General features: G+C 58.0%; 24 protein-coding genes. 1 reads left to right on the top strand and 23 read right to left on the bottom strand.

Features of this window, described 5'->3' with window-relative positions; genetic code table 11:
• Positions 1 to 103 precede the first annotated feature (103 nt).
• The 3 genes from EPN93_04985 to EPN93_04975 form a co-directional block, all read right to left on the bottom strand.
• On the bottom strand, positions 104 to 472 hold the full coding sequence (locus EPN93_04985) for a DUF5018 domain-containing protein (protein TAL38085.1): 369 nt from the start codon (positions 470 to 472) through the stop codon (positions 104 to 106).
• Positions 473 to 1,366: 894 nt separating this feature from the next.
• Entirely contained in the window at positions 1,367 to 2,587 is a 1,221-nt protein-coding gene (locus tag EPN93_04980; protein TAL38084.1) for an IS91 family transposase, read from the bottom strand.
• 154 nt (positions 2,588 to 2,741) lie between these two features.
• Positions 2,742 to 4,613: an acyl-CoA dehydrogenase gene (locus tag EPN93_04975; protein TAL38083.1), complete on the bottom strand. Its 1,872-nt coding sequence runs from the start codon at positions 4,611 to 4,613 to the stop codon at positions 2,742 to 2,744.
• 282 nt (positions 4,614 to 4,895) lie between these two features.
• On the opposite strand from EPN93_04975, the gene EPN93_04970 reads away from it, so the two are divergent.
• Positions 4,896 to 5,846: a hypothetical protein gene (locus EPN93_04970; protein TAL38082.1), complete on the top strand. Its 951-nt coding sequence runs from the start codon at positions 4,896 to 4,898 to the stop codon at positions 5,844 to 5,846.
• Between the two features lie 49 nt (positions 5,847 to 5,895).
• On the opposite strand, the gene EPN93_04965 is transcribed toward EPN93_04970, so the two are convergent.
• The 20 genes from EPN93_04965 to aroA all read right to left on the bottom strand — a co-directional run bounded on the left by EPN93_04965 (position 5,896) and on the right by aroA (position 26,795).
• A complete protein-coding gene (locus EPN93_04965; GenBank protein ID TAL38081.1) occupies positions 5,896 to 6,846 on the bottom strand; it encodes a cation transporter in 951 nt (316 codons plus the stop codon).
• Between the two features lie 4 nt (positions 6,847 to 6,850).
• Positions 6,851 to 8,005 carry a glyceraldehyde-3-phosphate dehydrogenase gene (locus tag EPN93_04960; GenBank protein ID TAL38080.1) on the bottom strand — a complete coding sequence of 385 codons (1,155 nt, stop codon included), beginning with the start codon at positions 8,003 to 8,005 and terminating at the stop codon, positions 6,851 to 6,853.
• A 167-nt stretch (positions 8,006 to 8,172) separates the two neighbouring features.
• A complete protein-coding gene (locus EPN93_04955; protein ID TAL38079.1) occupies positions 8,173 to 12,570 on the bottom strand; it encodes a hypothetical protein in 4,398 nt (1,465 codons plus the stop codon).
• Positions 12,571 to 12,701: 131 nt separating this feature from the next.
• Positions 12,702 to 13,538: an RNA polymerase sigma factor RpoD/SigA gene (locus EPN93_04950; protein ID TAL38078.1), complete on the bottom strand. Its 837-nt coding sequence runs from the start codon at positions 13,536 to 13,538 to the stop codon at positions 12,702 to 12,704.
• A 445-nt stretch (positions 13,539 to 13,983) separates the two neighbouring features.
• Positions 13,984 to 14,184 carry a 50S ribosomal protein L31 gene (locus tag EPN93_04945; GenBank protein ID TAL38077.1) on the bottom strand — a complete coding sequence of 67 codons (201 nt, stop codon included), beginning with the start codon at positions 14,182 to 14,184 and terminating at the stop codon, positions 13,984 to 13,986.
• 12 nt (positions 14,185 to 14,196) lie between these two features.
• Positions 14,197 to 15,591: a transcription termination factor Rho gene (rho, locus tag EPN93_04940; protein ID TAL38086.1), complete on the bottom strand. Its 1,395-nt coding sequence runs from the start codon at positions 15,589 to 15,591 to the stop codon at positions 14,197 to 14,199.
• Between the two features lie 355 nt (positions 15,592 to 15,946).
• Positions 15,947 to 16,729, bottom strand: a complete 783-nt coding sequence (locus EPN93_04935; GenBank protein TAL38076.1) for a CBS domain-containing protein — start codon at positions 16,727 to 16,729, stop codon at positions 15,947 to 15,949.
• A gap of 1 nt (position 16,730) precedes the next feature.
• Complete coding sequence (locus EPN93_04930) at positions 16,731 to 17,531, bottom strand: 4-hydroxy-tetrahydrodipicolinate reductase (protein TAL38075.1); 801 nt, start codon at positions 17,529 to 17,531, stop codon at positions 16,731 to 16,733.
• On the bottom strand, positions 17,528 to 18,406 hold the full coding sequence (locus tag EPN93_04925) for a 4-hydroxy-tetrahydrodipicolinate synthase (protein TAL38074.1): 879 nt from the start codon (positions 18,404 to 18,406) through the stop codon (positions 17,528 to 17,530). The genes EPN93_04930 and EPN93_04925 overlap by 4 nt, the downstream gene beginning before the upstream one ends.
• A gap of 16 nt (positions 18,407 to 18,422) precedes the next feature.
• The gene (locus tag EPN93_04920) at positions 18,423 to 18,818 is read right to left on the bottom strand and encodes a type II secretion system-associated lipoprotein (protein ID TAL38073.1); all 396 of its coding nucleotides are present in this window, start codon (positions 18,816 to 18,818) and stop codon (positions 18,423 to 18,425) included.
• A gap of 119 nt (positions 18,819 to 18,937) precedes the next feature.
• Positions 18,938 to 19,597, bottom strand: coding sequence for an Lrp/AsnC family transcriptional regulator (locus tag EPN93_04915; GenBank protein ID TAL38072.1), 660 nt, complete (start codon positions 19,595 to 19,597; stop codon positions 18,938 to 18,940).
• Between the two features lie 27 nt (positions 19,598 to 19,624).
• On the bottom strand, positions 19,625 to 20,110 hold the full coding sequence (locus tag EPN93_04910; protein TAL38071.1) for an NUDIX domain-containing protein: 486 nt from the start codon (positions 20,108 to 20,110) through the stop codon (positions 19,625 to 19,627).
• Positions 20,111 to 20,185: 75 nt separating this feature from the next.
• Positions 20,186 to 21,571 (bottom strand): hypothetical protein, encoded by a 1,386-nt coding sequence (locus EPN93_04905; GenBank protein ID TAL38070.1) that lies wholly within the window; start codon positions 21,569 to 21,571, stop codon positions 20,186 to 20,188.
• A 29-nt stretch (positions 21,572 to 21,600) separates the two neighbouring features.
• The gene (locus tag EPN93_04900) at positions 21,601 to 22,932 is read right to left on the bottom strand and encodes a radical SAM protein (GenBank protein ID TAL38069.1); all 1,332 of its coding nucleotides are present in this window, start codon (positions 22,930 to 22,932) and stop codon (positions 21,601 to 21,603) included.
• The gene (locus EPN93_04895) at positions 22,929 to 23,186 is read right to left on the bottom strand and encodes a hypothetical protein (protein ID TAL38068.1); all 258 of its coding nucleotides are present in this window, start codon (positions 23,184 to 23,186) and stop codon (positions 22,929 to 22,931) included. The genes EPN93_04900 and EPN93_04895 overlap by 4 nt, the downstream gene beginning before the upstream one ends.
• 39 nt (positions 23,187 to 23,225) lie before the next feature.
• Entirely contained in the window at positions 23,226 to 23,411 is a 186-nt protein-coding gene (locus EPN93_04890) for a hypothetical protein (GenBank protein TAL38067.1), read from the bottom strand.
• Complete coding sequence (locus EPN93_04885; GenBank protein TAL38066.1) at positions 23,412 to 24,140, bottom strand: 16S rRNA (uracil(1498)-N(3))-methyltransferase; 729 nt, start codon at positions 24,138 to 24,140, stop codon at positions 23,412 to 23,414. It lies immediately after the preceding gene.
• Positions 24,140 to 24,949 (bottom strand): outer membrane lipoprotein-sorting protein, encoded by an 810-nt coding sequence (locus EPN93_04880; protein ID TAL38065.1) that lies wholly within the window; start codon positions 24,947 to 24,949, stop codon positions 24,140 to 24,142. The genes EPN93_04885 and EPN93_04880 overlap by 1 nt, the downstream gene beginning before the upstream one ends.
• 173 nt (positions 24,950 to 25,122) lie before the next feature.
• The gene (aroH, locus tag EPN93_04875; GenBank protein TAL38064.1) at positions 25,123 to 25,518 is read right to left on the bottom strand and encodes a chorismate mutase; all 396 of its coding nucleotides are present in this window, start codon (positions 25,516 to 25,518) and stop codon (positions 25,123 to 25,125) included.
• Positions 25,518 to 26,795 carry a 3-phosphoshikimate 1-carboxyvinyltransferase gene (gene aroA / locus EPN93_04870; GenBank protein ID TAL38063.1) on the bottom strand — a complete coding sequence of 426 codons (1,278 nt, stop codon included), beginning with the start codon at positions 26,793 to 26,795 and terminating at the stop codon, positions 25,518 to 25,520. Before aroA ends, aroH begins: the two co-directional genes overlap by 1 nt.
• Positions 26,796 to 26,832 lie beyond the last annotated feature (37 nt).

Genomic DNA, 26,832 nt, shown 5'->3' with positions numbered 1-26,832 from the left:
TCTTCCGGGGTGAAACGCCGTCTCTTACTCTTGGTCATGTGATCCTCCTATAAATATCTCGGAGGATTTACTAGCTTATTTTTACCCTATTTTTTTCCCGTTTTCAATGAAGCGCGACATTAACTGTAACTGTATACTCCTGGCTTGTTCCGTCTTCTGCTGTTACCGTATACGTAACAGGATTTGTAAAATCCTGTACGGACCCGGATGCCGGGCTTATGCTTTTTCCCGTATGTGTGATTACAGGTGCAATTGAAGTAACATCGATATTCGCCTGGTAGGGCAGCATTAAGGTAATGGTTTGATCAGTTTCATTTATAGTTCCGTTTATGGAAACTCCGGAAATACTGAATTCTATGAGCGTTTTTCCAGTGCTGGGACTTCCTCCGCCTGATCCTCCGCACGATGCGAAGCAAAATACTGATACGATTAAAATTAACGATAATGGTTTAAATTTCATGTTTTTCCCCATTTATATTTAATACATAGGAATCTGCATTCTTTTTCCAGGAAAAGTACGCTGACATAACGGTTGATACCGGAAGCATCCTCCGCTGAAAAGTCAACGCTCCCCGGTTAAAAAGCTCCCGGAGAGTAGTTAAAATTTATGGTCTCCTTACTGTCGTCAGAAATGTTCATCTCCCGTCTCCGGCTCGTTCCCTGAAACCCCGCAGCATATTCGATCATGCTTTCTAAAATCAAATCTTGCACGCGTTGTCTACCGCCCGGCATTGCGGCGGACACGCGTCCGGAAGAACACGACTTCGCCGGATTTCATCTCGCCCTTTCTCTCGAGACGCGGGTTGTATGAATGAAATGAACTAAATTCATTTCCGTCTCGCACTCCGCTGATCGAACAGAATTATTCCATATGGGGACAGGAGGGGATTCGGGGATGCGCAAGCCCACCACCCTATTTTTTCGGATTTTCTCCTTCGTTCCAGCCATCCAGTACAGGGGGTTCCCGCAATGTCGATGCCGGGCATCTGGGAAATCATCATAATCGCGGTCATACTCGTCGTGTTATTCGGGGGCAACCGGGCCATGTCCACCATCAAGGGCCTTGGGCGCGAGGTATATCAATTAATACATAGGAATCAATACATAGGAATCTGCATTCTTTTTCCAGGAAAAGTACGCTGACATAACGGTTGATATCGGAAGCGTCCCCCACGGAAAAGTCAACGCTCCCCGGTCAAAAAGCCCCCGGAGAAAAGTTAAAATTTGCGAACGCCCAAAAATCGCGCTTTTTTAAAAACCCCGGGCAAAACGGCCCCGACCGTTCCACAGATTGTGCATAACGGTGATGAAATGTCAACGAATAAAGAAGATGATCGGGCGACCTGGGACTTCTATGGCCCGCGCTTCATCGGTCGAAAATACCCCTTGTAGAGCGAGCATTCCCGCCAGATCCTGTACCATGTCTTCTCCGCGAAATTAGCAAACACCACGGAGGGAAACATCCTCGCGCCGCAGTCGGGGCCTTGTTCGGGATGGTCTCAAATGAATGCTCAATCGCTGCCTTCCATGCGGCGTTTTGAATCTTCGCGAGCTTCTCGCCCGCGCTATGCGCGTAGATGCCGTAGTAGCGGATCATCTTCGTATGCTTCTTCGGGAGGAAGTAAAGCATCTTCGCCATGAATTCGTAAATGTTCATGGTGGTTGTGGTATACCTCTTCTCGCTCGTTCTCGTGTCCAGCCAGCTCTTGTAGCGGAATGTCACGGTTTTACGGAAGTGGTCCACGGCGAGAATCTGGCTGTTGTGGAAATAGCCGGCGGCAAGATATTCCGCGGTGCGGAAGAGCACCTCGCTGTCCGTGCCGGTGATGGTCTTGAAGTGGACGTGGAAGGCGTTTTTATAGCGTTCCTTAATCTGCGCGATCTCATCGCCGCTGAGCATTCCTGTTTTCCGGAAGAGACGACACGCGGCATCCATCCATGCGAACCGGATTTGCCCGTACCGGATGAACGCGACGTTGCACAATTCTCCTGTATTTATATTCACCAGCTCCCTGGTGCCTATCAGGTGCACGTGGGGGTTGTAGTTGAGGCCGTTGCCGCACATGTGCACGGTGGCGACCACACCCACCTGCCATTCCCTGTCCCGGCCTGAGCTTGCCAGAAGTTCCTTCCAGTACACACGCGCCGCTTCCTTTATCATTAACTGTGAATCGAATCCCCGCTCGAAAAGCCTCTGCCGGACATTGCCGGGAAGCGTAAAGGTCGCATGGCAGTGCTTGAGCAGCGGGTTCATGATGTACGATAGGTGAATCGACCATCCGAATATCTTTTTCCGGTAACAGGACAAACACAGGCGCGATTTGCATGTAAAGGGGACCACCAGTATCGTGCCGCAGTCCGGGCAGGTGTGCATCCGAAATCCGTTCTGGTATTTCCCGCAGCGGATGAGCTTGTGAACTTCCTCCGCCTTTTCCTCGTCGAGCGGGCCGTACAGCTTCGCAAAGCGTTCCGGGTAGAGCTTCCTGAATTCGCTCCAGTGGCGCAGCCAGATGGACTTGTACATGCTCCAACGGTCGAGTCCTGGCCTGTAGGGAGGGTGCGAATTGGATTCTGAACTGAGGTACATGAATACTATACGTACAAATAGTATTCATGCTAGAGTAAATTTATCCTCTGTAGTGGACTTTCACCGCCGGGCGTGCGCCCTTGCCGGGAGCACAAAGAACAAAGGCGCGGATTCGCATCCGCGCCTTTGGCTTTTTTGGCATTAAAGACTAGTGTTACTCGGCGAGCATGCCCGTGAAAATCTCGTCGCTCGCCTTGATGACGGCGGCTTCGCCCCAGAGTATGGCGTCCATCATCCCGAAGTATTTCGGGAACTCGGCGCCAATGAAGAACTGGCCCGAGATGACCTTGCCGGAGAAGAAGGCCGCTTCGGCATTGTCTTTCAGGATCGCGTCGCGGTCGGCGCCCTTGGCGTCGCCCACGAGGGACTTCATCTTGGGGATGCACAGCGTAAGCATCCAGAGGTGTATCCACGCAAGCGCGAGCTTGTACATGGCCATCTGGAGCGGGGTCGCGTTCATGAACAGGTGAAGGAACTTGCCTTCGCCCATCTGCTTCTTCATCATGTCGATGACCTCGGTGAGCTTGTCCATTCCCTTCTTGACCAGGTCGATATACTTGTCCTCGACGACTCCCTTGGCCTTCGCCATGGTCGCGTCTACGCGCTTACGCCATGCGTTAAGGTTGAACTGCTCGGGGTTCATGAGGATCTTGCGCATCGTGAGGTCCATGGACTGGATGCCATTGGTCCCTTCGTAAATGGCCGTGATCTTCGCGTCGCGCATGTACTGCTCGACGGGATATTCACTGGTATAGCCGTATCCGCCGTACACCTGCATCGCCTCCGACGCGATGAGGGTCGCCATGTCGGAGCAGCCGGCCTTCGCGATGGGGGTAAGGAGCTCGACCAGGCCCTGCGCTTCCTTGGCCTCGTCGCCCTGCGTCACGACCGTAAGGTCGATGTTCTGGAACATGAAGTAGCACAGCGCCCTTTGTCCCTCGACGTGCGATTTCATCCAGAGCAGCATGCGCTTAACGTCCGGGTGCTGGCTGATCGAAACGGACGCCGCTTCCGGGTTGAGCATCTGGGTGACGTGCGCGCCCTGCTTGCGGTTCTTCGCGTAGGTCACCGCGTGCATGTAGGCGGCGGAGGCAACCCCCTGACCCTGCAGCGCGACGCCCATGCGGGCATAGTTCATCATGCGGAACATGATCTTCATCCCCTGGCGCTCCTGGCCCAGGAGGTAGCCGACGCAATTGCCGTTGTCGCCGAACGACAGCGTACAGGTCGCGGATCCCTTGATGCCCATCTTGTGCTCGATGCCCGCGCAGGCTACGTCGTTGTATGCGCCGTTCGAGCCGTCCTTGTTCACGAGGTACTTGGGAACGATGAAGATCGATATCCCCTTGGTGCCCTTGGGGTCGCCCTCGATGCGCGCGAGCACCGGGTGAATGATGTTGCTGTACAGGTTGTTGTCGCCGGAGGAGATGAAAATCTTCTGCCCGGTAATCTTATAGGTGCCGTCGGCCTGCTTGACCGCCTTGGTTTTCAGGGCGCCCACGTCGGAACCGGCGTCGGGCTCGGTGAGACACATGGTTCCGCCCCACTCACCGCTCATGATCTTTTCGCAGTAGGTGTGCATTTGATCCTTGGTGCCGAATTCGTGAATAAGCTCCATGGCGCCGTGCGAGAGGCCCGGATACATCACGAGCGGGTAATTCGCCGCCATGAAGTACTCGTAGCAGGCCCAGGTAATCGCGTTCGGAAGGCCCATCCCGCCGTGTTCCGGCTTATCGGCCATGCCCATGAATCCGCCCTCATAATAGGCCTTGATCGCGGGCCGGTAGGCCTCGGGCACTATGACTTCCTTGGTATCGGGCTTGAAAATGCATCCCGCCTTGTCTCCTTCCTTGTTCGCGGGATACAGCTGTTCCACCGCGACCTGCTCGGCCAGGTCCATCGTGGCTTCGTAGGTGTCGCGATCGAATTCAGCATAGGGGGCGTATTTGTTGAGTTTTTCAACATCGAGCATTTCAAACAGGATGAAACGGACATCCCGTGAGTCCACTAACGGGTTGAGAGCCATAGTAACCTCCTCAGGTTATTGAAATTAATGTGAAAATAATGCAATATACGTTGACATGAGGCATGATTAACGGAATCCTCTGCATCGCACCCGCGGGTACAGCGAGCGAACCGGGACCGCGCGCCTTATGGATAAACTTTAAAACCATGTCCTTTCGTGTCAATGATGATTTGGCCGGATTTCTCATAATTTGGCGTTTTTTGCGCCCGTGAATAAACATTATTATAAATTCATTTATAATAAATTGAACTTATAAAATATCGATATTGATATCTTGACTCCATATTACATCAGGGAGCAGAGAGTATAGTGGGCAGCAGGAAGTACTGGATCGCCCTGGCGGGCGCCCACGGCGCGGGGCCGGCGCTCCTGCGCGACGTTCATCAGGCGCTCGTGCGACTGGGCATCTCGATCACCGACGCGTTCGACCTCACCCAGTCCGAGCTGGAGCGTGAGCTGGAACTTTCGCCCGCGGGAGCCGCGGTCGTGCACGGCGCGCGCGCGCGCCTTGATGCGGTCGAGTCCGAGTATTTCGCGCTCCTCGACGCGGGAGTAGAAATCGTCCTCTTTTTCGAGGAGTCCTATCCGCAAAGGCTCACAACGGTCCTGGGCGGCCACCTGCCCCCGGTGCTCTACTGCTACGGGAACCGGGCCCTGTTAAACCAGAAAGCGGCTGCGGTGCTGGGTGAGAAGCAGGCGAGCGAAAAGGGCGAAATGATCGCCTACCTCGCCGCGAAGGAGCTCGCGGCCCACCAGGTCGTCGTCGTGAGCGGGTTCGCCAGGGGCATCGACCTGATCGCGCACCGCGGAGCCCTGGAAAACGGCGGGACCACGGTAGCCGTTCTTCCCTATGGGTTTTCGCACCTCGCGGTGCCCGAATCGCTGCGTGACGTTCTCAACCCCGACGCACTCCTCCTGGTCTCGCCCTTCGAATTCGAGAGGGAGTACACCCAATTCAACGCGATGAAGAGGAACAAGCTCGCCTGCGCCCTCTCCCGCGCGGTCTACATCGTCGAGGCCCCTGCCGAGGGTGGAATTTTCGAGGCGGGAAAATCGGCGCGCACGCTGGGGGTGCCGCTCTACGTGACGGAGTATTCGGAGTATCCCGCTTCGGCGGCGGGGAACCCCGCGCTCATGAGCGAGTACGCGGCGATCCCCGTGCGCGGGCGCGTCGCCGGCGGCGTGCTCTCTCCCAACCTGGACCGGCTCCTGGGCGACGTGAAGTTTTCCTGAACCGCGCCCCGTGTATCGGCCCCCGCCCCCTCACCGAAGCAATAGCGCATCAGCGGCAGCAGACGCCCCCGTCGTTGGAGCATATCCGCACCTTTTCCACCTGCACCGCGGAATGGGTGATCCCGAAACGTTCGCGCAGCATGTCGTTCACGGCGCGTATGGCCTCGTCGGTGTCCGGCTCCCCTTCCCCGCCCAGGCAGATATGGCATGAGAGGAAAACCTCCGACGAGCTCACCGACCAGATGTGCAGGCCGTGGATTCCGGTGATGCCCGGGATGCGCATCATCTCGCGATAGATTTCGTCGGGATCGAGGTGGCCGGGCGTTCCCTGAAGGAAAATCCTGAGCGATTCCCGCACGATTTCCATTGAGCTCCACACGATCATGACCGCGATCACGAGGCTCACGGCGATGTCCAGGAGCAGGAGCCCGGGAGAAAAGAAGAGCGCGATGCCCACCCCGATCACGGCGAGCGAGGATATCGCGTCGTAGAAGAGGTGAAGAAAGGCCGCCCTCATGTTGAGGTTGTCGCCGCGCTTGCGGTGGAGCAGAATTATGGATAACACGTTGCCCGCGAGACCCACACAGGCCACGGGAAGCATGATCGCCGCGTCGACGGCTACGGGGTTGAGATATCGCATAACGGACTCGTACACGATGTAGGCCCCTATGAGCACCAGGGCAAGCGAATTCACGAGCGCGATCAGCACCTCGAAGCGTTTGAGCCCGAACGAGTAGCGCGTGCTGGGACCCTGTCCCGAAACGCGCTCGCCCACGAGCCCCAGCAGCAGCGAAAGCACGTCCGACAGGTTGTGCCCCGCGTCGGAGATGAGCGCGAGGCTTCCGGATAGGATTCCCCCCGCGTATTCCGCCACCGTTATCGCGACGTTGAAAAGGACCACCAGGCCAAGCGTTGTGCCGCTCGACAGCGGCGCGTGGTGATGATGACCGCCATGCTCGTGCCCGTGTGTGTGGTCGTGATCGTGCCCGTCGTTATGCATCCGCCTAACGCCTCCCCGTCATGAGATCGTACAGCCTGCCCAGGGAGCAGACGTACCCGAACTCGTTGTCGTACCAGAAATTAAGATCGACCATGGTGAAGTAGCTGTTCCCGCGCTTCGATGTGCGCCGGTGCGTGAACTTGGAATCGTAGATGGTCGAATGGGTGCTTCCCACGATGTCCGCGCTCACCAGCTGTTCCGATGAATACTGCATGATGTCCGCGTTTCTCACGGCGTACTTTTTGAAAATCTCGTTCACGTAGTCGTTGTCGTACTCGCCCATGAGGGAAATGTCCAGTATCACGATGGAGCCCGTCGTGGTGGGAACGCGGATCGAGGACGCCTGCGACCCTATGCCTAGATTCCTTATCTCCGGGATCACCTCGATGACCGCGTTCGCCGCGCCCGTGGAGGTGGGGATCATCGTGTTGAAGGTGCTCCTCACCTTGCGCGTATCCTTTTCCCCGTCCTTGGGGAGCACGTCCAGGACGTTCTGGGAATTGGTCGCGGCGTGCACGGTCGTGAGCGCGTAGGAAATGAACGTGTCGCCGAAATGATCGACCAGCGCCTTGATGGGCGGCGCGCAGCAGTTCGTGGTGCAGGAGGCGTTGGACACCACCGTGTGTTTGGCGGCGTCGTAGCGGTCGAAGTTTACGCCGCCCACGAGCGTGATCGCGTCGTCCGGCATGGGCGTTCCCTTCACCTTTATCTTGAACGGCGCGGAAAGCACCACCTTCTTCGCGTGGTTCAGGTGTCCGCGCAGCGCGTTGTCGTCGTTCACGGTCGGATCGCTCATCTTGCCGGTGGTATCGAACACCACCTCGACGCCGTTATCGGACCAGGGAATGTTTCCCGGCACACGGTGTTCCTTATCGGTGAGCCACACGATCTTCACGCCATTCAGGTAGAGCGAACCATCCCTTATCTCGACCGCTTTACCGGCGCCGAACCCCGACACGAATCGCGAATAGGCGCCGTAGGTCGAGTCGTACCCGAGGTATGTCGCAAGGTCCTCGATGCCCTTCCCCGTTTTCCTTCCCGTGGAGATGACGATCTGGTCGTGTTCACCCTTTGCGGAAAGATACCACACCAGGAGTTTCCCTATCCGCCCGATTCCGCATACCCCTACGGGCGCTTTGGGATTTATGACACCGCTCATACCGTTCCTCCATGCTCAAATGATAGTGAGCGCCTGGCGCAATCCTCAACCATGGATAAAAATCTATTTTTATCCATGTTAATAAAGATAATCGCCGCGGCTGTTATTGCCACAGTTGTCAATGTAAAGAGGCCCCCGGCAGTTTTCAAGCGTTTTTGCCCGGCCCCTCAGTGGGCCTTTCTCCCGGTCGGATGAAAGCCCAGGTAGACGTGCCCCGTACGGCCGTCAATTGTAAGAAAATCGCTTTCCCGGATCACCACCTTGCCCGTTCCCTGGGGCTCGCGGTTCACGATCGCCATGTTGTTCGCCTCGTCGATTTTCATCGCCGAAAAATCGCTCACCCCCGATTTCTCGAGCCGCCGCATCTGCAGCACGGCATGCGACGTCATGCCCCCCACGCACGTGAGTATGCCGTCCGAATCCTTAATCCCGATCACGTCCTCGGGGTTGGTCTCCGGCATGGCCAGGATGATCTTCTCGCCCGGGTATTTCTCGCGCATGAGCCCGATACGGGCGATGTCGAACACGACGCGTCCCGAAACCGCGCCCCCGGACGCCGCCAGCCCCTGGCCCAGCAGGTGGTTCTTGAGCTCGTCCGTGCTCTCGGCCATCTCCTCGATTTCGAAGATATGGTTGGCCATGCCGCGGATCTGCAATATGTAGAGCATGTCGTCTTCGAAGGTGAACTCGATTTCGACCTCGTTTCCCCAGCGGTCCCGTATCCGCCCCACCGCCTCGTACACCTGGCGATAATGCGCGGGATAGCTTTTCTCGAGCGAGGGGAAGTGCGCCGCCATGGAATAATTCGCCCGCTGCTCCTCGCTGATCGGGAACACGCGCGCGACCCCGCTCACGATGTCATGACCCTGGGCGCGCGTCTTGTATTCGCCGAACAGTCCGATATTTTCGTAGCCCAGGTAGTGGCTGTGCACCACCCCGGTGATGGACGAGGGCGAATTGTTGCCGAACACCATGCGCTGGATGATCACCGCGGTTCCCCACGCGTCCGATATACCCACGAACGTGCGGTAATCGCGCGCTACCGGCGAATCCCAGGAACGGAAGACCGCCACGATCGCGTAGAAGAGCTGCTCGTACGGGTCCTTGGGGACCGAAAACCCGGCGCGGTTGATCGCGAACCGGTATTTCTTGGTGAGCACCTCCATCTGCATCCCGGAAAGCTTTTCCTTGAGGGCGACCTCCGCCTCCTCTTTCGCCACTGCCATGAGCCGTTCGAAGAGGGACCGGTCCATGCCGTAGTTGGATATGCCGAAATCGTGGATAAGCCGCCGATAGCAGTCGTAGGCGAACCATTCGTCCCTTTCCGCCAGCCGGTCGACGATCTCCTGGGTGAGCCCCACATTGGTGATCGTATCCATCACCCCCGGCATCGAGAAGACGGCGCCGCTGCGCACCGACAGGAGCACGGGATCGCGGGGGTTGCCGAACCGTCCCCCCGTGAAATGATCGATATATTTCCTGAGGGAATAGAGTATCTTTCTCTGGAAGCGGGGATTGTAGGTGTCGCCCTCGCGCAGCCGCTTGTAAAGCTCCGACGAGATCACGAGCCCTTCCGGAACGTTCACGCCATCGAGGTTTGCCGCGATGACGAGTCCCTGGGCCTTCGATCCCGCGAGCCATAGGGGGACGAAAAGCTCGTGCTCACTGTGGACGCCGGGATATTTCCGTATATCGAAATAGATTCTGCCCTTGGCGAGGCGGAGATCGCTCCCGTTGAGGCAGACGACATCTCCCCGCACGCTCAGCTCGTGGGCGATGCGCTCCTTGAGCCGGATGAGCAGGTTGTCGACCAGTTGCAGGAGGGGGGATTGCATTATCTGGTCGCGCAGGAATCTGTCCGCGATCACCTCAACGCTCTCGTTGCGCTCGTGGGGCAGGTAATCCTCGACGATACGCTCGAGCCCGATGTTCCCAATGATCACCCGGCAGACGTACTTGTAGGTCTCGTTGAACCGGTCCGATATCTCCCCGTGAATCGCGAGCAGGGAGGTAATGATATCCCGCAGCTGCGAGATAAGCAGGTTCGGAAGATCGAGGAGGCTTATCACCGAGCGAAGCTCGTGGTTGGCCAGCCCGTCTATCTCGAAGGTGCCGTGAAAGAGCTTGAGCACCTGGCGTATTTCATCATAGTCGATCCGGTCGTGCGGGAAGATGGCGCTGCCTTCGACGATCGTCTCGAACAGGCGCTCACGGACGAGATTGCAGTGGAAAAACACCTTGAGGGTATCGAACTTTCTCTCTTTGTAGGATCCGTACATGGACGGGATACCGAACGCGATGTGACGCTTGAATTCTATCGTGTCGATCGGTTCGTACTCGGTTTCGGAAAGCAGTATGTCGCGCTTGAGTTTTTGCTGGAGATCCAGGACCGATTCGAGCGCGGCACGCGTGTCGCGGCCCTTGAGCTTCTCGAAAAATCCCGCGGGGGGCTCGAACAGGTTTTCCCGGGCGTACTGATCGAGCTTCTCGATGTCGCGCACCTCGGAAAAATTATACTTATCGTAGATCATCCTGTAGACGTGCAGGAACAGGATGAATCGCTCGATGTTTACCTTGGACACGTCCAGGAGGCGCTTGTCCTCGAATATCCCGCGAAAATCCTCGTCCGAAATCTCGTACATGAATTTCCACATCTGCGTGCGCGAGGTGTCGATGTCGAACATGCTGCGAATGTGGTGCAGCATCTTGGTCATCTCGGCGGGAAATTGCGTTTCGTAATACTCTTCGATGCCGGCGAGCGTGTCCGCCCGCTCCGCGGGAGGGAACTCGTCGAACGCCGCCGATCCGGCGAATTCCATGAAGTTTTTTTTGCCCACGGCGTTCAGGAAATCCCAGAAGAGAAGGCCCTCGTGCTCGGGAAAACGCTGCTTGGCCTTCACGTACATCGCCTGGGCCGCCTTTTCGGCATGCAGGTTCATGAGCCGGTAATTGCGCTCCAGGTTTTCGAACACCTCGGCGGGAACCATGTTTTTGAGCGCGCCCCTTTCGCCGGTCATCCAGAAGTCCATCACCCTCTGTATGAGCAGCACCGTGCGGGAACTGGATTCCACGTGCACCTGCTTTCTCAGGAAGTGGATGAGGTCGTTCATCTGGTGATTGGTATCTATCTTTTCGGTGAATGCGCGGATATTTCCGGTTGCCCCGATATCGTGGTAAAACGCCGGGAAGACCGCGGCGAGCGAAATGACGAGGTAGAAGACGTCGCGGTAGTTTGAATTGAGCAGGCGCGAGATATCGCGCTGGAAGACATCGGTATCCTTGAGGAACACCCCCCCGAGCTTCAGGTTGACGATGAGCGCCGCGGCGAGCTTTTTCGTCACGTTGGGGTTTATCTCGATGAGGCGCATCCACGTTCGTATGTTCTCGATATGGCTGGCGTTAACCACCACCGACCAGTCCGACGCGATGCCGGTGAATTCGGGGAAGCGGAACTTGGAGTTCACGAGCATGTCCACGTAGTGGTCGATCACGGTGATGCGTCCCGATTCGATCACCGCCTTGCCTATGCTGTATATCGCCGCGAACGCGGAATAGTAATTTCCGCCGCGCTCCACCTCGGCCAGGAGCGGCGGGGTCACCATGTCCACGACGATTTTAAGAAGATCCCCCTTGTGAATCTTCCCCAGGATGCCCACCACGGACGCCACCGTGCGGGACATGAAAAGCTGCAGGTCGGGATTTCCCCCCTGCTGCGATTTGCGGATGAGGAAGGAAAGCATGAACACGATCGCGTTATCGTCCCCGATGATTCCTTCCTGGATATGACTTTTCCCCAGCAGGCATATCCGCTCCCAGGCGCGCGAATAATACGAAAAATCGGCGAGGTCCGATATACGGGCGAACCGCCCCGCGCTGGTTTCGCCCTCCCGGGGCGCCATTTCCTCGATGGTCTTCGCCGCGGACTCCCCGGAAACCGAGCGCAGCAGGGCGAACAGCTCCGCGGTGGGCACCGATTCTCCCACGATTTCGCGGATCGACTCTATCTCCGCGGGGGTGGTATGGATGGCGTGGCTCAGGTACAGGGAGTGCTGTTTTTGAAGAAACGCGTTTATACGGTCCAGTCGCGCATCGGCCCCCCCGGCCTCCGCCGCCATTATTTTTCCGAGCGCGATCACCCGGTCGTTGACGCCCCCGAAGTAGAACCCTTCACCGCTCAGCGCCATGAGCAGGTCGAGGTAGTCGGTCACGTGCCTGTCGAAAAAATCCTTGAGGGAGATGAACCCGTCCCCTTCCGCCAGGGCCTGCTTGAGCACGAAGAGGTACCGGTCGAAAAAGGTGTCGCCCGCGCGCAGGGCCGATGCCTTGCGGCGCACGGTCGCCTCGCGGATATAATGGTACAGGATGGGAAGTATGATTTCGTGATGGGGAATGATCTCGTAGATGTAATCGAAGAGATATGCGCGAATGCCGTTGATAACGAATTTCCAGTCGATATTGGGGTGCGACATCTCGGATATGAGCCCATCCACACGAGAGAGCGCGCCGACTCTGGACCCGAGCGGAACACGCAGGTTATTAAGGTCGAATGAATCGTGCTCAGACATCCTGTATGAGGTAAAGCGCCTCCAACCCCCTGTTGTCAATGAGAAAGCGCCGCGAAGACAAAAAAAAGGGGAGGACGGGGAGTCCTCCCAAAATGCGGAATTTAATCAAAACGTGGAGGTATTAAAGCGTTCTACTGCAGGTAATCCTGCAGGTGGGCGAAGCGCGACCTGATCTTGCTCATCGCCCGTGATTCAATCTGGCGGACCGTCTCCGCCGATATACCGAACTCCGCGCCCACCTCTTTGAGGGTGACGGGATTTTCATCGCCAAACCCGAACCGCATCCTGAGGATCCTTCGCTCGCTCTCCATGAGGGAGGCCATCGCCACCTCAAGCTCGGCATGCAGATCCCACTTGTAAATCCCCGAATCGGGCGACTGGTACTTCTCGTCGCTCACAACCTCGTAGAGGTTGAATTCGTCGTCGTTCAGCGGCTGTTCCAGGGAAACGGTCGGCTGAAAGACTTCCATAATATCGGATACTATGTTCTCGTCGATCCCCAGGAGATCCGCGATTTCCCTGAACGTGGGCTCCTTGCCCATATCGCTGGTAAGCGTTTCCTGGGCCTTCCTGATCTTCTTGAACAGATCGCCCTTCCTGATGGGGATGCGAATCGCCCTGCTTCTCTTCGCGATAAATCTGGTGATATAATGCTTGATCCAGTAAGACGCGTATGTTGAAAACCGGCACCCCATCTTGTAATCGAACTTTTCCGCCGCGCGGATAAGTCCCATGTTCCCTTCCTGGATGAGATCTATGAGCGACGGCTCGAAACTCGTATAGTTTTTTGCGATCTTTACTACGAGCCTCAGGTTCGCATTTATCAGATTCTCCTTCGCCTTCTCATCGCCGCTGCCTTTTGCCTTCGCAAGCTCAACCTCTTCCTCCGGGGTGAGCAGCTTGATGGGCTTTATCGATTGAAAATACTGGCTTATACAGATTTCATTGAAATCATCCGCGCCTTTCATAAGCCCTCCCAGGTTGTACACCCATTATAGAGCATGATTCGTGCCAAAATAGGGAGAGAACGAATTTTCTAAGGATTTTTCAACGATTTCCACGCGAGAAAATTTCGCCGGAAAAGCGCCATTCCTCAAGGCCTTTCAAGAATTAATCGAAACATAAATGCTGTTCTTGTGCATTTAATACCAAACACTTTCCAATAAAGTGTGTATTTATGATAGAACACAGCGCCTGGAATTTCAATTAGGGGCAAAATCTGATTTCCAGGGCACAATTAACATACTATGTTTTTTTTGACTGGCCTCAACGCCTGATTGAGATTAATAAATATGCGTAATATTTACTCATATGTAGCATCATTACTAGTGTATAAATTACACATGCGTTCACATAATAGCAGAAGCCCGGGCATCCCGGGCTTCTGTATGGGTGGTATGCCTGCCGATAGTTCTACTTGATATTGTACTTCTTCTTGAACTTCTCAACGCGTCCGGCGCTGTCCACGATCTTCTGCTTCTTGGTATAGAAGGGGTGGCAGTTCGAGCATATTTCCACGTGAAGGTCTTTCACGGTCGACCGCGTAGGAATTTCGTTCCCGCATGCGCACTTGATCAGCGTGGGGACATATTCGGGATGGATTTCGGGTTTCATTGCTTTCTCCTGTTACGTATTCATAGCCTTGAAAAAGGCCCTGTTATTCTTAGTCGCTTTCATCTTTTCCACCAGCAGCTCCATCGCCTCGGTGGGACTCATGGCCGATATGACCTTGCGGAGTACCCAGAGCTTGCCCAGCTCCTCCTCGTCCAGCAGGAGCTCTTCCTTCCTGGTGCCCGACTTGTTCATGTCGATCGACGGGTATATTCGGCGATCCGACAGTTTTCTGTCAAGATGAATTTCACAATTGCCGGTTCCCTTGAATTCCTCGAAGATAACCTCGTCCATCCTGCTGCCGGTATCCACCAGGGCCGTGCCCAGGATCGTAAGGCTGCCGCCCTCCTCGATGTTGCGCGCCGCGCCGAAAAAGCGCTTCGGCTTGTGGAGCGCGTTCGAGTCGACGCCGCCCGAGAGTATCTTGCCGCTGGTCGGGACGACCTGGTTGTATGCGCGCGCAAGCCTCGTTATCGAATCCAGGAGGATGACGACGTCCTTTTTGTGTTCGACCAGCCTTTTCGCCTTCTCAAGCACCATCTCGGTCACCTGGACGTGGCGCGAGGCGGGCTCGTCGAACGTCGACGAAATGACCTCGCCGTTCACGGTGCGCTGCATGTCCGTGACCTCCTCCGGGCGCTCATCTATGAGGAGCACTATGAGGAAGACCTCGGGATGGTTGGTGGTGATGGAATTCGCCATCTTTTGCAGCAATATCGTTTTTCCTGTCCGGGGCGGCGCGACGATGAGCGCGCGCTGGCCCTTGCCCAGCGGGGTCATGATGTTCACGATGCGCATATCGACGTTCTCGGTCACCGTCTCCAGGTTGATGCGTTCCATGGGATAGAGGGGCGTGAGATTGTCGAACAGGGTGCGGCGCTGCAGGTTTTCCGGGTCCTCAAAGTTGACCGCTTCGATGCGGAGAAGGGCGAAAAAGCGCTCGTTGTCCTTGGGCGGCCTGATCTGCCCGGTGACGGTATCCCCCGTACGGAGGCCGAAAAGGCGTATCTGCGAAGGAGACACGTAAATATCGTCGGGGCCGGGAAGGTAGTTATAGTTGGGGGACCGAAGGAAGCCGTATCCATCGCTCAGGATTTCGAGTACCCCGCTTGAGAAGATGAGCCCGTTGCGCTCGGTCTGGGTTTTGAGGATCTCGAATATAAGGTCCTGTTTTTTCAGCCCGGAGACCCCTTCCAGTCCCATGCTTTTCGCAAGGGCCAGGAGCTCGTTGATCGTTTTCGATTTCAGCTCCGCGAGGTCCAGCCGGTTTTCCGCCGGCCCGGGCCGTTTGCCGTTTCCATTGCTGGTTGGGGCTTGCGCCTGGGGTCGGGCGTCCCCCTGGGGAATGTTTTTCTTCTCTTCCTCAGCGTTTACCGCCTGTCCCCGCTCCGGACGGGAGGCTCCGTTCATTCGTGCCATATACCACCCTTCTTTGTTGTCTTGGAATTATTATTATTTCAGGATTGATTCGTGCCGGTGCGACACGACATAATATAGTTTTACCGGAAACTGATGCTATTCGAGCCCCTGTTCCTCCCTCACGTAAGGACATCTGCGGGATTTGATGTTAAATGGAAGTTTATATGTTAAACGCTACAGTATTAACAATGTTTAACGCTGCCGACTTCCCATTTGACATCATTCTATTTTCAGGTTGAAGGGAAATCTTCCAGGCAGATACACAGATCGAGGAAAGGAGGCGCTCCTGCTTTCTTATTGTCTGACTACAGTATATAGCAATGCCGGATTTCGTCAACAAAAATATTCACTTTTTTCTTTTACGCTTCTTCACGGGAGCGGATTCATTGAGATGCCGGCTGCAGTAAATGAGGTACCCCACGGTTTTATTATTATTCAGCATGGGGAGCTTTTCATAGTACATCTTCAAATCCTGGTTGTAGAAGTACATTTCCCCGCCCTTTTTGCCCGCCGGGAAGAATTCGTTTTTAGCGGCGTCACCGAGCGCCTTCTCCACGAATCCCGTATCCACCTCGCCGCTTTTGCGCGCCGCGTACAGCTCTTCGAAATAGTGGTTATAGAATATCGTTTTCCCCTGCTTGTTAACGGCGTATAACGCACGGGGAACGTGTTCCAGGATCATGTAGATCATCCACTCCATCATCTGGAGTTCTTTCTGCTTTTCGATGTCGTTTTCAACCACGCGGGCCTTTTGCGGCGACTCGCACGCGGCAAGGAGCTCCAGGCGGGTCCACCTCCCCTCCACCTCTCCGAAAATGCTCACGACCACGAATTCCCTGCATACCGCAACGTAGGGCAGCAGGTCGTCGAGCGTCATCTTTTTAGCAAGGTGCGAAACGAATTTATCGATACGCTGGTCCCTGGTGCGCTCGATATCCGAGAGCTCGCTCACCACGTCTTCCTTGCGGATTATGCCGAGGAGACCCCCTCGTTTCGATACGACCGGTATGATGGGCACGTTGTGGATATAGAATATCCGTACGATATCCTCGGGCTTCTTCCGCTCGGGATTATAGGGATTCTCGTGAAACTCCCTTAATTCCTTGTTTTCCTCTCGCTTCTCTTCCATTTCACCAGCTTAAGCCGAGGACGTCGAACATGGAATACATTCCCGGCTTTTTATCCGAAAGGTATTCGAATGCGAGCACCGCACCCCTCGCGAGAATGTCGCGGTTCGTCGCCCTGTGGGTCAATTCGAGGCGCTCGCCTTCGCCCACGAAGAATACCGTATGCTCGCCGACTATATCCCCGCCCCGGAGCACTTGTATCCCGATTTCGTCGTTCGAGCGCGCACCCTGGCTTCCCACCCTGTCGTACATTTCCTTCGCTTCGCCGAGCGGTTGCGCGCTCGACTTCACGATATCGATGAGCCTGCGCGCGGTGCCGGAGGGCGCGTCCTTCTTATTGCGGTGATGCGCCTCGAACACCTCGATATCGAATCCGTCGTTCAGCACCCGGGCGGCGATCTGCGTGAGTTTGAAGAGCACGTTTACCCCGAGCGACATGTTAGGGGACACGAGCAGGGGCGCACCCGCCGCACAGCGCTCTATCCGCGCCATCTGATCGGCCGAAAGACCGGTGGTCCCTATTACCGCGCATTTCCCCAGCGCGCTCGCCGCCTCCACCGTTTCGACCGTGGCGGCCGGCGCCGTAAAATCAAGTATCCCGTCGACGCGCGCCAGGGCCCGGGCGCTCACCGTTTCGACCACGGTTCCCGTCGGGGACAAACCCGCGAGCGCGCCCGCATCGGCGCCCAGGAGGGGGGATGCGGGATGCTCGAACGCCGCGAGAACGACATGACCGCGCTCGTGCGCGATGCGCGTTATCGCGCGGCCCATCCGGCCGCCCGCACCGCACACGCCTATCTTCATAGCTTGATTCCGAAATCGATGAGTGCCTGCCTCAGCATTTCCCGGTATTCCGCGGAGAGCGGCACGAGCGGAAGCCGGATCTCGGGAGAGGCATACCCGAGCATTTCCATGGCTGCCTTGACGGGGATCGGGTTCGTTTCAAAGAACATGGCCCGGCAGAGGGGCAACAGCCGGTAGAACGCCGCCCGCGATTCAGCCATCTTTCCCTGGTCGAAAAGCGTGATGACCTTTTTCACCTGCGCAGGCAGCACGTTTGACAGGACCGATACGACCCCCTTCCCGCCGATCGCGAGCACCGGAAGCAGCAGGTTGTCGTCGCCCGAAAGCAGCGTAAGGCGGTCGCCGCAGAGCTCCAGGACACGCATCATCTGCGTGATATCGCCCGAGGCCTCCTTGATGGCCGCGATGTTGGGGACGCGATCGATGAGCTCCTTCACGCTTTCCGGCATGAAATTTATGCCCGTGCGCGTGGGGATATTGTAGAGAATGACCGGCACCTTGACGGATTTCGCCACGGATTCGAAATGCGCGATGAGTCCCCTTTGGGGGGGCTTGTTGTAGTAGGGGTTCACGAGCAGCACGCCGTCCACCCCGTCCGCCTGGGCGGCCTGGGACAGGTAGATCGCCTCCTTCGTCGAGTTGGAGCCGGTGCCCGCGACGACCTTCACGCGTCCGCGCACCATTTTTACGATTCGGCCTATGTACTCCTTGTGCTCTTCGAACGAAACGGTGGGGGATTCCCCCGTGGTGCCCACGGGAATGATGCCGTCCACGCCGCCCGCAATCTGCATTTCAACGATGCGTTCCGCGGCGGCGTAGTCTATCGCGTTATTGGCAAATGGCGTGATGAGCGCCGTGTATACGCCTTCAAACATGGTTCTTACCTGCCGTCTAAGGTTGCTGGGGTTTTGGCTCGGCTAAAAGCGCGAGCTTCTCCTCCAGGAATTTTGCGTTGAAACGGCCGTCGGGAAAGTCTTCCTCGAAAAGATAGAGTATGAGCACCCTGTCGGCCTTGAGCATTTCCTTGTCGGAGGGGTACGCGTAGACCTTGATATACTCCGACCCGGTCGCGACGATGAGTTTCACCGCCTGGCCCTTCGCAGCGACGAACTCCCCGTGCTTGATGTCCTGTTTCATTACATATTCGTTTTTCTCATATTCGCGGAGGAGCGGCAATTCCTCCTTTTTAATGAACGACGAACATGAAGCAAATACAAGAAGCGCGAGCAGCGCCACGGCAATACGATTCATCAGGTTCCCTCGTTGCAGGCTTAAAGATGTGCGCATAACATGAACCGCTCGCGAAACAGTGCGGCCCCAGCGGTACGGTAGGTTATGAGAATTGGCCCTGTCAAGAAATTATTTATGGGTACGCGACGAGCTCGGGCATTCCGGGTTCCTCCCCGTTATAGTACGTAGAGCTCGCGGATGTCCTGCTGCGGCTTCACAAGTTTCCCGGATTCATCGAGCACATGGTTGCGGTACTTGGGCACGCTGATAACCTCCTGCGTTTCGATGCGCCATACGGATTCCAGGCGCTTGAGGCCCTTGAGCATGTCACGGTACCGGTCGTAATCGTCGGTGAGTACCTCGACTATGAAGGAATGCTCGCCCTGCACATGGAGTATGGTGTGCACCTCCGGGTATTTAGCCAGGGCCGCGATGAGCGCCTCATCATCGTGCGGATTGTCGATCATCATGAACATGTGGTTGCCGCCCTTGAGCGCGGTGTAGTTCTCGAGGGTGAAGTCTTCCTTCTGCTTGAACACGTCGATGACCTTGTTCGACTGGATCGCGATGACCGTGGGAACGCCCGATGCGAGCTTGAGCGCCTTCATGAGACCGATCCACTCCTCAAGCTGGTCCTTGTTGTCGAAATTGACGTCAACGAGGTAGCTGTGCCGCCCCATTATATGGAATATCGAAATGACATGGCGGTTGTGCTTGAGAATCCGGAGGAGCTCGGTGCTTTCCCCCCAGGTTTGAATGAACACCAGCCCGTGAATGATTCCTTTCTGCATGGACATGCTCCCCTTGAATAGTGGACCCACTTTAGAACGGGCCATACCGGCGTGTCAAGCGAAAGGGCCGGATTATGCCCTGCGCGCCAGCCAGTCGCGCACCGCGTGCCCCGTACCGAAGGGCCAGGGCCGCAGTTTCCCGGCGGGCACGTGACGCACCTGGGCGATCTCGTCCCCGAGGACTATCGTTCCCTCCGCGCGAAGGTGGTAGGCGACGATCACCTGGTTTTTCTCGATGAACGGGTATACGCCTATCAGACCCCCGACCGTTGCCGCGAGCCCCAGCTCCTCCTTCACCTCGCGCACCACCGCGTCCTCCGGCCCCTCCCCCTTCTCGAGGAATCCCGTGACGAGCCCGAACATCTTTTCGGGCCACGCGCTGTTACGGGCGAGCACCACCGCGCCCTCGTGTTCGATGAGTGCGGCGACCACGGGGAGCGGGTTGTCCCAGAATACGAAGCCGCAGGTTTCGTCGGGACACGCGGGATACGCGCGGTCCCCGGCCGGCCTTGTTACGAGCCCCCTGCCGCACTGTATGCAGAATTTCGCCTTGATCATGTGCGCACCTCCCCGTTTCTTTTTTCGAAAAGCCCGCGACGGATTTTTGGCGTCCGCCGATTCTCCATTCGCGTATCAGAATTGCAGGTAAAATAACGGTACCAGCAGCACGAGCGAGGTCCCCGAGTAATAGAGGACGCGGCCCCGTTCGATGCCGTCCACGTTACGCGCGCCCAGGTATATCCCCCCTATGATTCCCGCCACGGCGCCGGTGAGGCCCAGGATCACCATTGCGGTATCGGACCCGAAGGGGAACCCCAGGGCGACGCCCAGCAGCCCGCCCCCCAGGCACCCATAGACCGCCGCGGCCGCGATGCCGTGCACCGGGGCGAGCGGGTTGTTCTGCGGCGCATAACGGTAATGGAACTCCCTGAGGTAGATTGAGCCCGCCACGTAGGCGATGGGGAGCCCCACGTACAGGAAGCGCTCGAAAAGCTCGGTCTGCCGCCGCTCGAACTCGTAATGGCGCTGCGCGGCCTGGAACCGCACGAGACCCGGATCGGCATCGAACCTGGTCCCGATGGCGCGGAAATAGGCGATGATTTCGGTTTTTTCCTCGCGGTAGGCGACAAGGAGCGGCGAATCTCCCCGGTCGTTGCGCGCGTATACGTCGGCCCCGTCTCCGATCAGGAGTTTCACGATTTCAAGGCAGTTCCGCCCGATAGCGGTATGCAGCGGGGAGTTCCCCCCGGTGCCGCGCGCGTTCACGCCGGCCCCGTTCCGTAAAAGGAGGCGCACGAGACACGACCTGCAGGCCTCGGGATCATTCGCGTCCTGCGAATCCGCGCCGCACTCGCCGGCCGCCAGCTCGACGGCCGCGTGGAGCGGCGTATCGCCCGATGCGTCGCCCGCCTGAACCGATACCCCGCGCGCCAGGAGGAGGTGGACAACCCGGTAACGGCCCTGCTGAACGGCGATGTACAGCGTCGACCTGCCGTCGAACGACGTCGTCGAGACGGAGGCACCGCGATCGAGAAGGAGCTTCACCATGAGCAAATCGTTCCCGATGACGGCATAGTGCAGCGGGGTAAGACCCTGGGTGAGGGCTTCGTCCGCGAGAAGGTCCGGAAGCGCGCCCCCGTCCAGGAGAAGGTTAACGAGTTCCTGCTTCCCTTTAGACACCGCCATGTGGAGCGCGGTCTCGCCGTTATAACTTACGGGTCGTTCATTCGCGTGCATCCCGGACTCGAGGAGCTGCCTGAGGGAATCCGCGTTGTCGAATTCCACCGCGGTGTGCAGCAGCCCGGTGCACGCCGGATGCCGCAGGTCGACGCCCTCGTGCAGCAGTGTGCGCATTTTCTGCATATCGCCCGCCCGCACCGCCTCGTAAAGGCGCGTGATCGGGACCGGGATTTCAGGGGATTCCGCGTCACCTTGGGCGGCAAGGATTCCCCTGCCGGAAATCGAAATTATTACGATAAGCGCATACAACGCGCCCTTCATCCCGACGCCTCTTTTCATGTGCCGTTCGGCTCCTTTCGAATTTTCGGTTACCCCTGCCAGGATTCCTTTGGCGGATTGTAATAGCCGATCCGTATGCGCGGATATTTTTCACGCAAGAGCGCAAGCATCGCCCTCACACCCATCGCGGGCGATTCGACGAAACCGATGCTGTCAAGATAGTAGTCGGGGTCCATGTTGAGATTGCGCGCCTGGATCATATTCACGGGGAAACGATCGAGAAACGCGCAAAGCGATTCGACCTCCGTCTCCATGTCGGTAAAGCCGGGAAGGAAGAACAGGTTTATCGAAACGAAAATCCCGGCCCCGAGCGCGGCCTCCAGGGTTCTCTCCACGTCGCCGAACGTGTAGTTGACCGGCCGGTAATATCGGACATAATATTCCGGGGTGGGGGAATTCATGCTTACGCGTATCGCGTCCAGTCCCGCGTCGATGAGCCTCGCCGCCGCCCCCGGGAGGGAACCGTTCGTATTGAGCGCGATGGTGCCGCGCGAATCGTGCGCGCGCACCTTTTGTATCGCCTGTGCGAGGTCTGCCGCGCGCAGGAGCGGCTCGCCCTCGCATCCCTGGCCGAAGCTCGCCACCGCGCGTTCGACCCGCCCGAAGTGATGGAGGATCGTCTCCGCGATTTCATCCGGCGAGGGCGGGTCTGCCAGCCTCTCCTGCGACCCGCAGAAACCGGTGTCGCCGGCGTCCTGGTGGGAAAGGCAGCCAAGGCAGCGCGCGTTACAGGCCGGCGACGTGGGAAGCGGTGCCTCGAATCGACCCAGGAAAAAATTGCGCGCGCACAGGCATCGGTATTCGGAGGAGCACTTTGCGAGCTGGGCGACCAGCCTGTTTTCCGGAAAGAGCGCCGTCGTCTCCCGAGATTTCTGCGCGAACAGGCGCTCGTTTTCGTGGAGCGCCGGATCGGAACGCGGATCGTCGTCCACACGGATCGCCGGCACCATGAACGCGCCATTTCTCAGGACCACGCCCGCATAGGCCCACAGGGGAAGCACCGGTGCGTCCTCCTTCTTTATAAAGGCAGGCAGCGCGGTGCGCAGATACGCGGAGCTCAGGAATGCGGCTGCCGCGAGCGCGGGCGTACCGTCGGGTCCCTCGTCAAAATGGGCGAAATGCCCGGTCCGATCGTCGAAAAATACGGGCAGCCGGCCCGGCAGTGTATACAGAAGGCTCCCGTGGGGGAGCGGTATGAGTTCCTTGGGATTCACCCTGGTGAATCGGCGGCCGCTGCGGAACGCGGGAACGGCCTCGGGGTGTTCGTACACGTTTCCGGGAATGTCGCAGTAGGCCAGCTTTATCCCGCCGCGGCCGTGCCGCGGGGGACGGCGGCCCTTTGAACCAGGGCCTGTTTTCACGCGTTCTGCTCGTTTAATCTGGCTCTGCGCCTGTTCATGCGCTTTTCGATATGCTTGAGAACCGCCGAGAGGTGGGATTGTTCCTTTTCAAGCCGTTTGTATTCGGCGTGCTTCCGGATTCCTGTTTTATCGAGCCCCAGGCCTTCAAGTTCTTTCTTGAGCTGCAGCCGTTGTACACGCACGCCCCTCCACTGCTCTCTTTTCAGGGCGAGCTCGGCCGCTATCTCCGTCAGAATCGGATCTTCATCCGTCATTGATGTCCGATCGCACCGATCGTCTTCCTCCGACGGGTTTCATGCCCTTCCTATCTCGATCACATCGCCCTCCTTCAGCTGAATGGAGACGAAATTCGAACTGGCTATTTCCCGTTCGTTTATTTGAAGAGATATTTTATCCGGCTTGAAGCGGTACAGGGTGAGGAGATCCCCGAGCATGGATCCTTCGAACTCGATTTCCTTGTAATTAACGGTGATTTTCATCTATCGGGAACTCCACTCATAAATAACGAGCGCGGGCAGCACCATCGCCGCCGTTTCCGCGCGCATCTGTGTAAAACCGAAATTAACCGTGCCCCATCCGTTCGACTCCGCCCTCGCGATCTCTTCCGGGGTAAAACCGCCTTCCGGCCCCACGAGGATCGCCGCGTCCGATGCGTCCGGATGCGCCGTGCGGTATTCCCGGATGCCCACGGCCCCCCTGTCCGGGTGGGCCAGTATCCGCGCGCACCCGGGGCACCGAAGGATGGCTTCGTCGAACGATTGAACGGCATCCACGGGAACCAGGCTGCTTCCCAGGCATTGCTTGGACGCCTCGTCCGCGATGCGCTGCCAGCGGCCGCGCCGCTCCTCGCGCTTTTCGCCCAGGTCGGGGATGGTCCGTGCGCTCTCGAACGGTACGATGCGCGCCACGCCGATCTCCACGGCCTTCTGGATCACCGTATCGAACTTTTTCCCCTTGAGAAGCGCGGCGCACAGCGTCACCTTCAAGAGTACCGGGGGGGGCTCCTTTTTGTCAATAATTTCCGCGATCAGCGAATCGCCGGCTATCACCACGATCCTGGCCGACAGCTCGCCGCCGGCGGTCATGCGCAGGGGGATGATATCGCCCTCCCGCACGCGCCGCACGCGCACCAGGTGCCGGAAATCGGTCCCCCGTATGGTGCATCGTCCGTCCGTGATTGAGTCCGGGGTGATGAAAAACTGCGGCATCAGCCGTTGTCCCCGAGCCGCTGGTGGAAGAAAATGGTTTTGTCGAAGGTGATGCTGTCGTCAAAATCGATAAAATCGAGGATGGTCACGGTGCCCTTGAGGATGTCGAGCATCTCGTAGCGCACGGGAAGCGTCCTGCCCCCGCGCTCGATCGTCCTTACCACGGCGAGGGTTTTCACCTTCACGTTGTCGGAATCGTGGAAATCGATGCGCAGGGGGACGAAGTCGGCCTTGTTCACGTACATGGTGAGCTGCCCGTAGCTTCCCCCTTTGAAGATGGGATCCAGCTTGAGCCGGTAGGCGTCGCTGCCCTTGACGAAGGCGTTCCCGGTTATCGAGGCGGTGTAGTTGTTCTGGTAGTCGGCGTTCGAGAGGTCGATATACGAAAAGTTCGTACCAGCCACCGCGTCGTACTTGTCTATGCCTATCTTGTGGAAAAGCTTGATCGCGTGTATGTCGTACACCCAGATTTCTTCACCGCCGAGATTGTAGAGGATTTTGATCTGGTTCCCGCGGTCGCGGTTCGAGATCACGAAGAGATAGTCCCGCTCGGCAACGCTCGCGGTCACCGTGTTCACCGATGAACGGCCGTCGGGGGTTATGTGCATGAGCTTCCCCTTCATGAGTCCGGCGGGATAATCCAGGATGCGGTCCACGCGCGCGATTATCTCCTGCGCGGTGAGCTCGATCTCCCTGGTTCCCTGCGGCGCGAGCTCTCCGGGCAGCGAAATGACCCCGATCGCAATCGCGAGGGGGAATGCGATCCTCCCCGCGAGCGCCCGCATGGTATGCCTTATTCCGGGTTTCACCGTTTAATCCCTTTTACTGCGATGCACATTGCCCTTCGATCCCGCCTCCACACCGGCTCCCGGCCGTTCGCGGCGCGTCAGGTATTCTTTCCGCGCGGCCGGCTTCCGCCTGCCATTCTAGCATTTTCCCGGAGAACAGGCAAACAAATTAAACGCGCCGGACGCGGGCAGGCTTATTTATCGGAAATATAATACCTGTCCCGGTCGGAGGTATCAAGGTCGGGGCGGAGCTTTATCGCGCCGTACAGGTATGCGTGCACCATCTCGTCCTGGCGTTTATCCGTGTTCACGTGCAACAGTACCCGGATACAGCGCTCGAGGCTTCCCGGCACCGGTATCTCCCTGGTGCAGAAAAGGGGCGTATATATCCACCCGAGCTTGCGCGCGGCGACCGCGGGAAACTCGGCGCTCACATCGTCGGTGACGGAAAAAACGGCCGAGGCGATATCCGCGACGTCGATCGCATTCTTTTCCAGCATGACGCCCAGGAGCTCCATCGTCCTCTCGACTATGTCCTCCCTCCTGTTGCGCTCCACCGTCGTCGCGCCCCGTATCCCGCGTACCGCCATCACGCATCCTCCTCGATTTCCATCGCGGCCCCGCACCCGCGCATGAGATTCATGAACCCGGGAAAGGTCACCGCCACGGATTCCGCCGTATCGATCACGGTCTCACCCGCCGCCGTGAGCCCCGCTACCGCGAGCGACATCACGACGCGATGGTCCCCGTGCCCGCGGACCGCGGCGCCCCGCAGGGCGCTTTCCCTGATGACCAGGCCGTCGGGCCGCTCCTCGATCGAAGCGCCCATTTTTCGCAGCTCGGCGCACATGACGGCGATGCGGTCCGTCTCCTTGAGGCGCGCCTGCGGCACGTTGACAAGCCTGGTCTCGCCCGCGGCCATGCACCCGGCCACTGCGAGCGCCGGGAGCGCGTCGGGGATCGCGTTCAGGTCGAAGGTTCCCCCCTTGAGGGCGCGCCCGCTCACCGCGACATGGCGCTCCCCGGTTTCGATATCGGCTCCCATGGCCCTTAAAATATTCACGACCTCCTTGTCCCCCTGGGTGTCCGAGAAGTCGAGCCCGCGCAGGACAAGCGCCCCCCCGGTGACCGCCGCCGCGACGAGGAAAAAGGTAGCCGATGAAAAATCCGCGGCGATGTATTCGTCGAAGGGCCGGTAGCGCTGCCCGCCGCGAACGAAGAAATGCCTGAGATCCTTTTGTTCGTACGCGATCCCCAGCCGGTCCATCCAGCCGAGCGTCATCTCGACATAGGGCGCCTCGTTCAGGAGAGGGACCTCGATCGTCGTGTCGCCGGACGCGCACGGGGCGGCGAGCAGGAGCGCGCTCAGGTACTGCGAGGTGTGGGCCTGGACGCTCGTGCGCCCGCCGGTCATGCGCCCGCGGATCACGAGCGGCGGCTTGCCGTTGCCGCGCGTGGAAAACGAGTGCGCGCCCAGGTCGTTCAGGCTCGCGAGGAGCTGGTCCGCGGGACGATTCCGGATCTGGCCGTCGCCGGTGAACACCGTGCAGCCGTCCACGAGCGCCGCGGCCCCCATGCCGATATAGAGCGAGGTGCCGGAATTGCCCACGTCGACCACGTCATCCGGCAACGCGGGATTTCCGGCGCGGCCGCTGATACGCCAGGCGTCCCCTTCCTCGACCACCCCGGCGCCAAAACGCCTGACCATTGCCAGGCACGAGCGGGTGTCCGATGAATCGAGCGGCGCCCCTATGCGCGACTCGCCCTCCGCAAGCAGGCCGCAGATAAGCGCGCGGATGGTATGGGACTTGGACCCGGGAACGGGGACCTCGCCGCGCAGGACCGATGGTTTCACATGGTATTTCATGGCGGAATAGAGAAAAGTATAGCGGGGTCTGGGTCCC

The organism is Spirochaetota bacterium (genome assembly GCA_004297825.1).
GTDB lineage: Bacteria > Spirochaetota > UBA4802 > UBA4802 > UBA5368 > FW300-bin19.
The sequence above is the reverse complement of the archived record's forward strand: the minus strand, read 5'-3'. Positions and strand labels throughout refer to the sequence as shown.

Bases quoted from the DNA above. Each gene is read 5' to 3' on its own strand.
- EPN93_04985 (TAL38085.1), bottom strand. From the start codon at position 472: ATGGGGAAAAACATGAAATTTAAACCATTATCGTTAATTTTAATCGTA.
- EPN93_04980 (TAL38084.1), bottom strand. From the start codon at position 2,587: ATGTACCTCAGTTCAGAATCCAATTCGCACCCTCCCTACAGGCCAGGA.
- EPN93_04975 (TAL38083.1), bottom strand. From the start codon at position 4,613: ATGGCTCTCAACCCGTTAGTGGACTCACGGGATGTCCGTTTCATCCTG.
- EPN93_04965 (TAL38081.1), bottom strand. From the start codon at position 6,846: ATGCATAACGACGGGCACGATCACGACCACACACACGGGCACGAGCAT.
- EPN93_04960 (TAL38080.1), bottom strand. From the start codon at position 8,005: ATGAGCGGTGTCATAAATCCCAAAGCGCCCGTAGGGGTATGCGGAATC.
- EPN93_04955 (TAL38079.1), bottom strand. From the start codon at position 12,570: ATGTCTGAGCACGATTCATTCGACCTTAATAACCTGCGTGTTCCGCTC.
- EPN93_04950 (TAL38078.1), bottom strand. From the start codon at position 13,538: ATGAAAGGCGCGGATGATTTCAATGAAATCTGTATAAGCCAGTATTTT.
- EPN93_04945 (TAL38077.1), bottom strand. From the start codon at position 14,184: ATGAAACCCGAAATCCATCCCGAATATGTCCCCACGCTGATCAAGTGC.
- rho (TAL38086.1), bottom strand. From the start codon at position 15,591: ATGAACGGAGCCTCCCGTCCGGAGCGGGGACAGGCGGTAAACGCTGAG.
- EPN93_04935 (TAL38076.1), bottom strand. From the start codon at position 16,729: ATGGAAGAGAAGCGAGAGGAAAACAAGGAATTAAGGGAGTTTCACGAG.
- EPN93_04930 (TAL38075.1), bottom strand. From the start codon at position 17,531: ATGAAGATAGGCGTGTGCGGTGCGGGCGGCCGGATGGGCCGCGCGATA.
- EPN93_04925 (TAL38074.1), bottom strand. From the start codon at position 18,406: ATGTTTGAAGGCGTATACACGGCGCTCATCACGCCATTTGCCAATAAC.
- EPN93_04920 (TAL38073.1), bottom strand. From the start codon at position 18,818: ATGCGCACATCTTTAAGCCTGCAACGAGGGAACCTGATGAATCGTATT.
- EPN93_04915 (TAL38072.1), bottom strand. From the start codon at position 19,597: ATGGCCCGTTCTAAAGTGGGTCCACTATTCAAGGGGAGCATGTCCATG.
- EPN93_04910 (TAL38071.1), bottom strand. From the start codon at position 20,110: ATGATCAAGGCGAAATTCTGCATACAGTGCGGCAGGGGGCTCGTAACA.
- EPN93_04905 (TAL38070.1), bottom strand. From the start codon at position 21,571: ATGAAAAGAGGCGTCGGGATGAAGGGCGCGTTGTATGCGCTTATCGTA.
- EPN93_04895 (TAL38068.1), bottom strand. From the start codon at position 23,186: ATGACGGATGAAGATCCGATTCTGACGGAGATAGCGGCCGAGCTCGCC.
- EPN93_04890 (TAL38067.1), bottom strand. From the start codon at position 23,411: ATGAAAATCACCGTTAATTACAAGGAAATCGAGTTCGAAGGATCCATG.
- EPN93_04885 (TAL38066.1), bottom strand. From the start codon at position 24,140: ATGCCGCAGTTTTTCATCACCCCGGACTCAATCACGGACGGACGATGC.
- aroH (TAL38064.1), bottom strand. From the start codon at position 25,518: ATGGCGGTACGCGGGATACGGGGCGCGACGACGGTGGAGCGCAACAGG.
- aroA (TAL38063.1), bottom strand. From the start codon at position 26,795: ATGAAATACCATGTGAAACCATCGGTCCTGCGCGGCGAGGTCCCCGTT.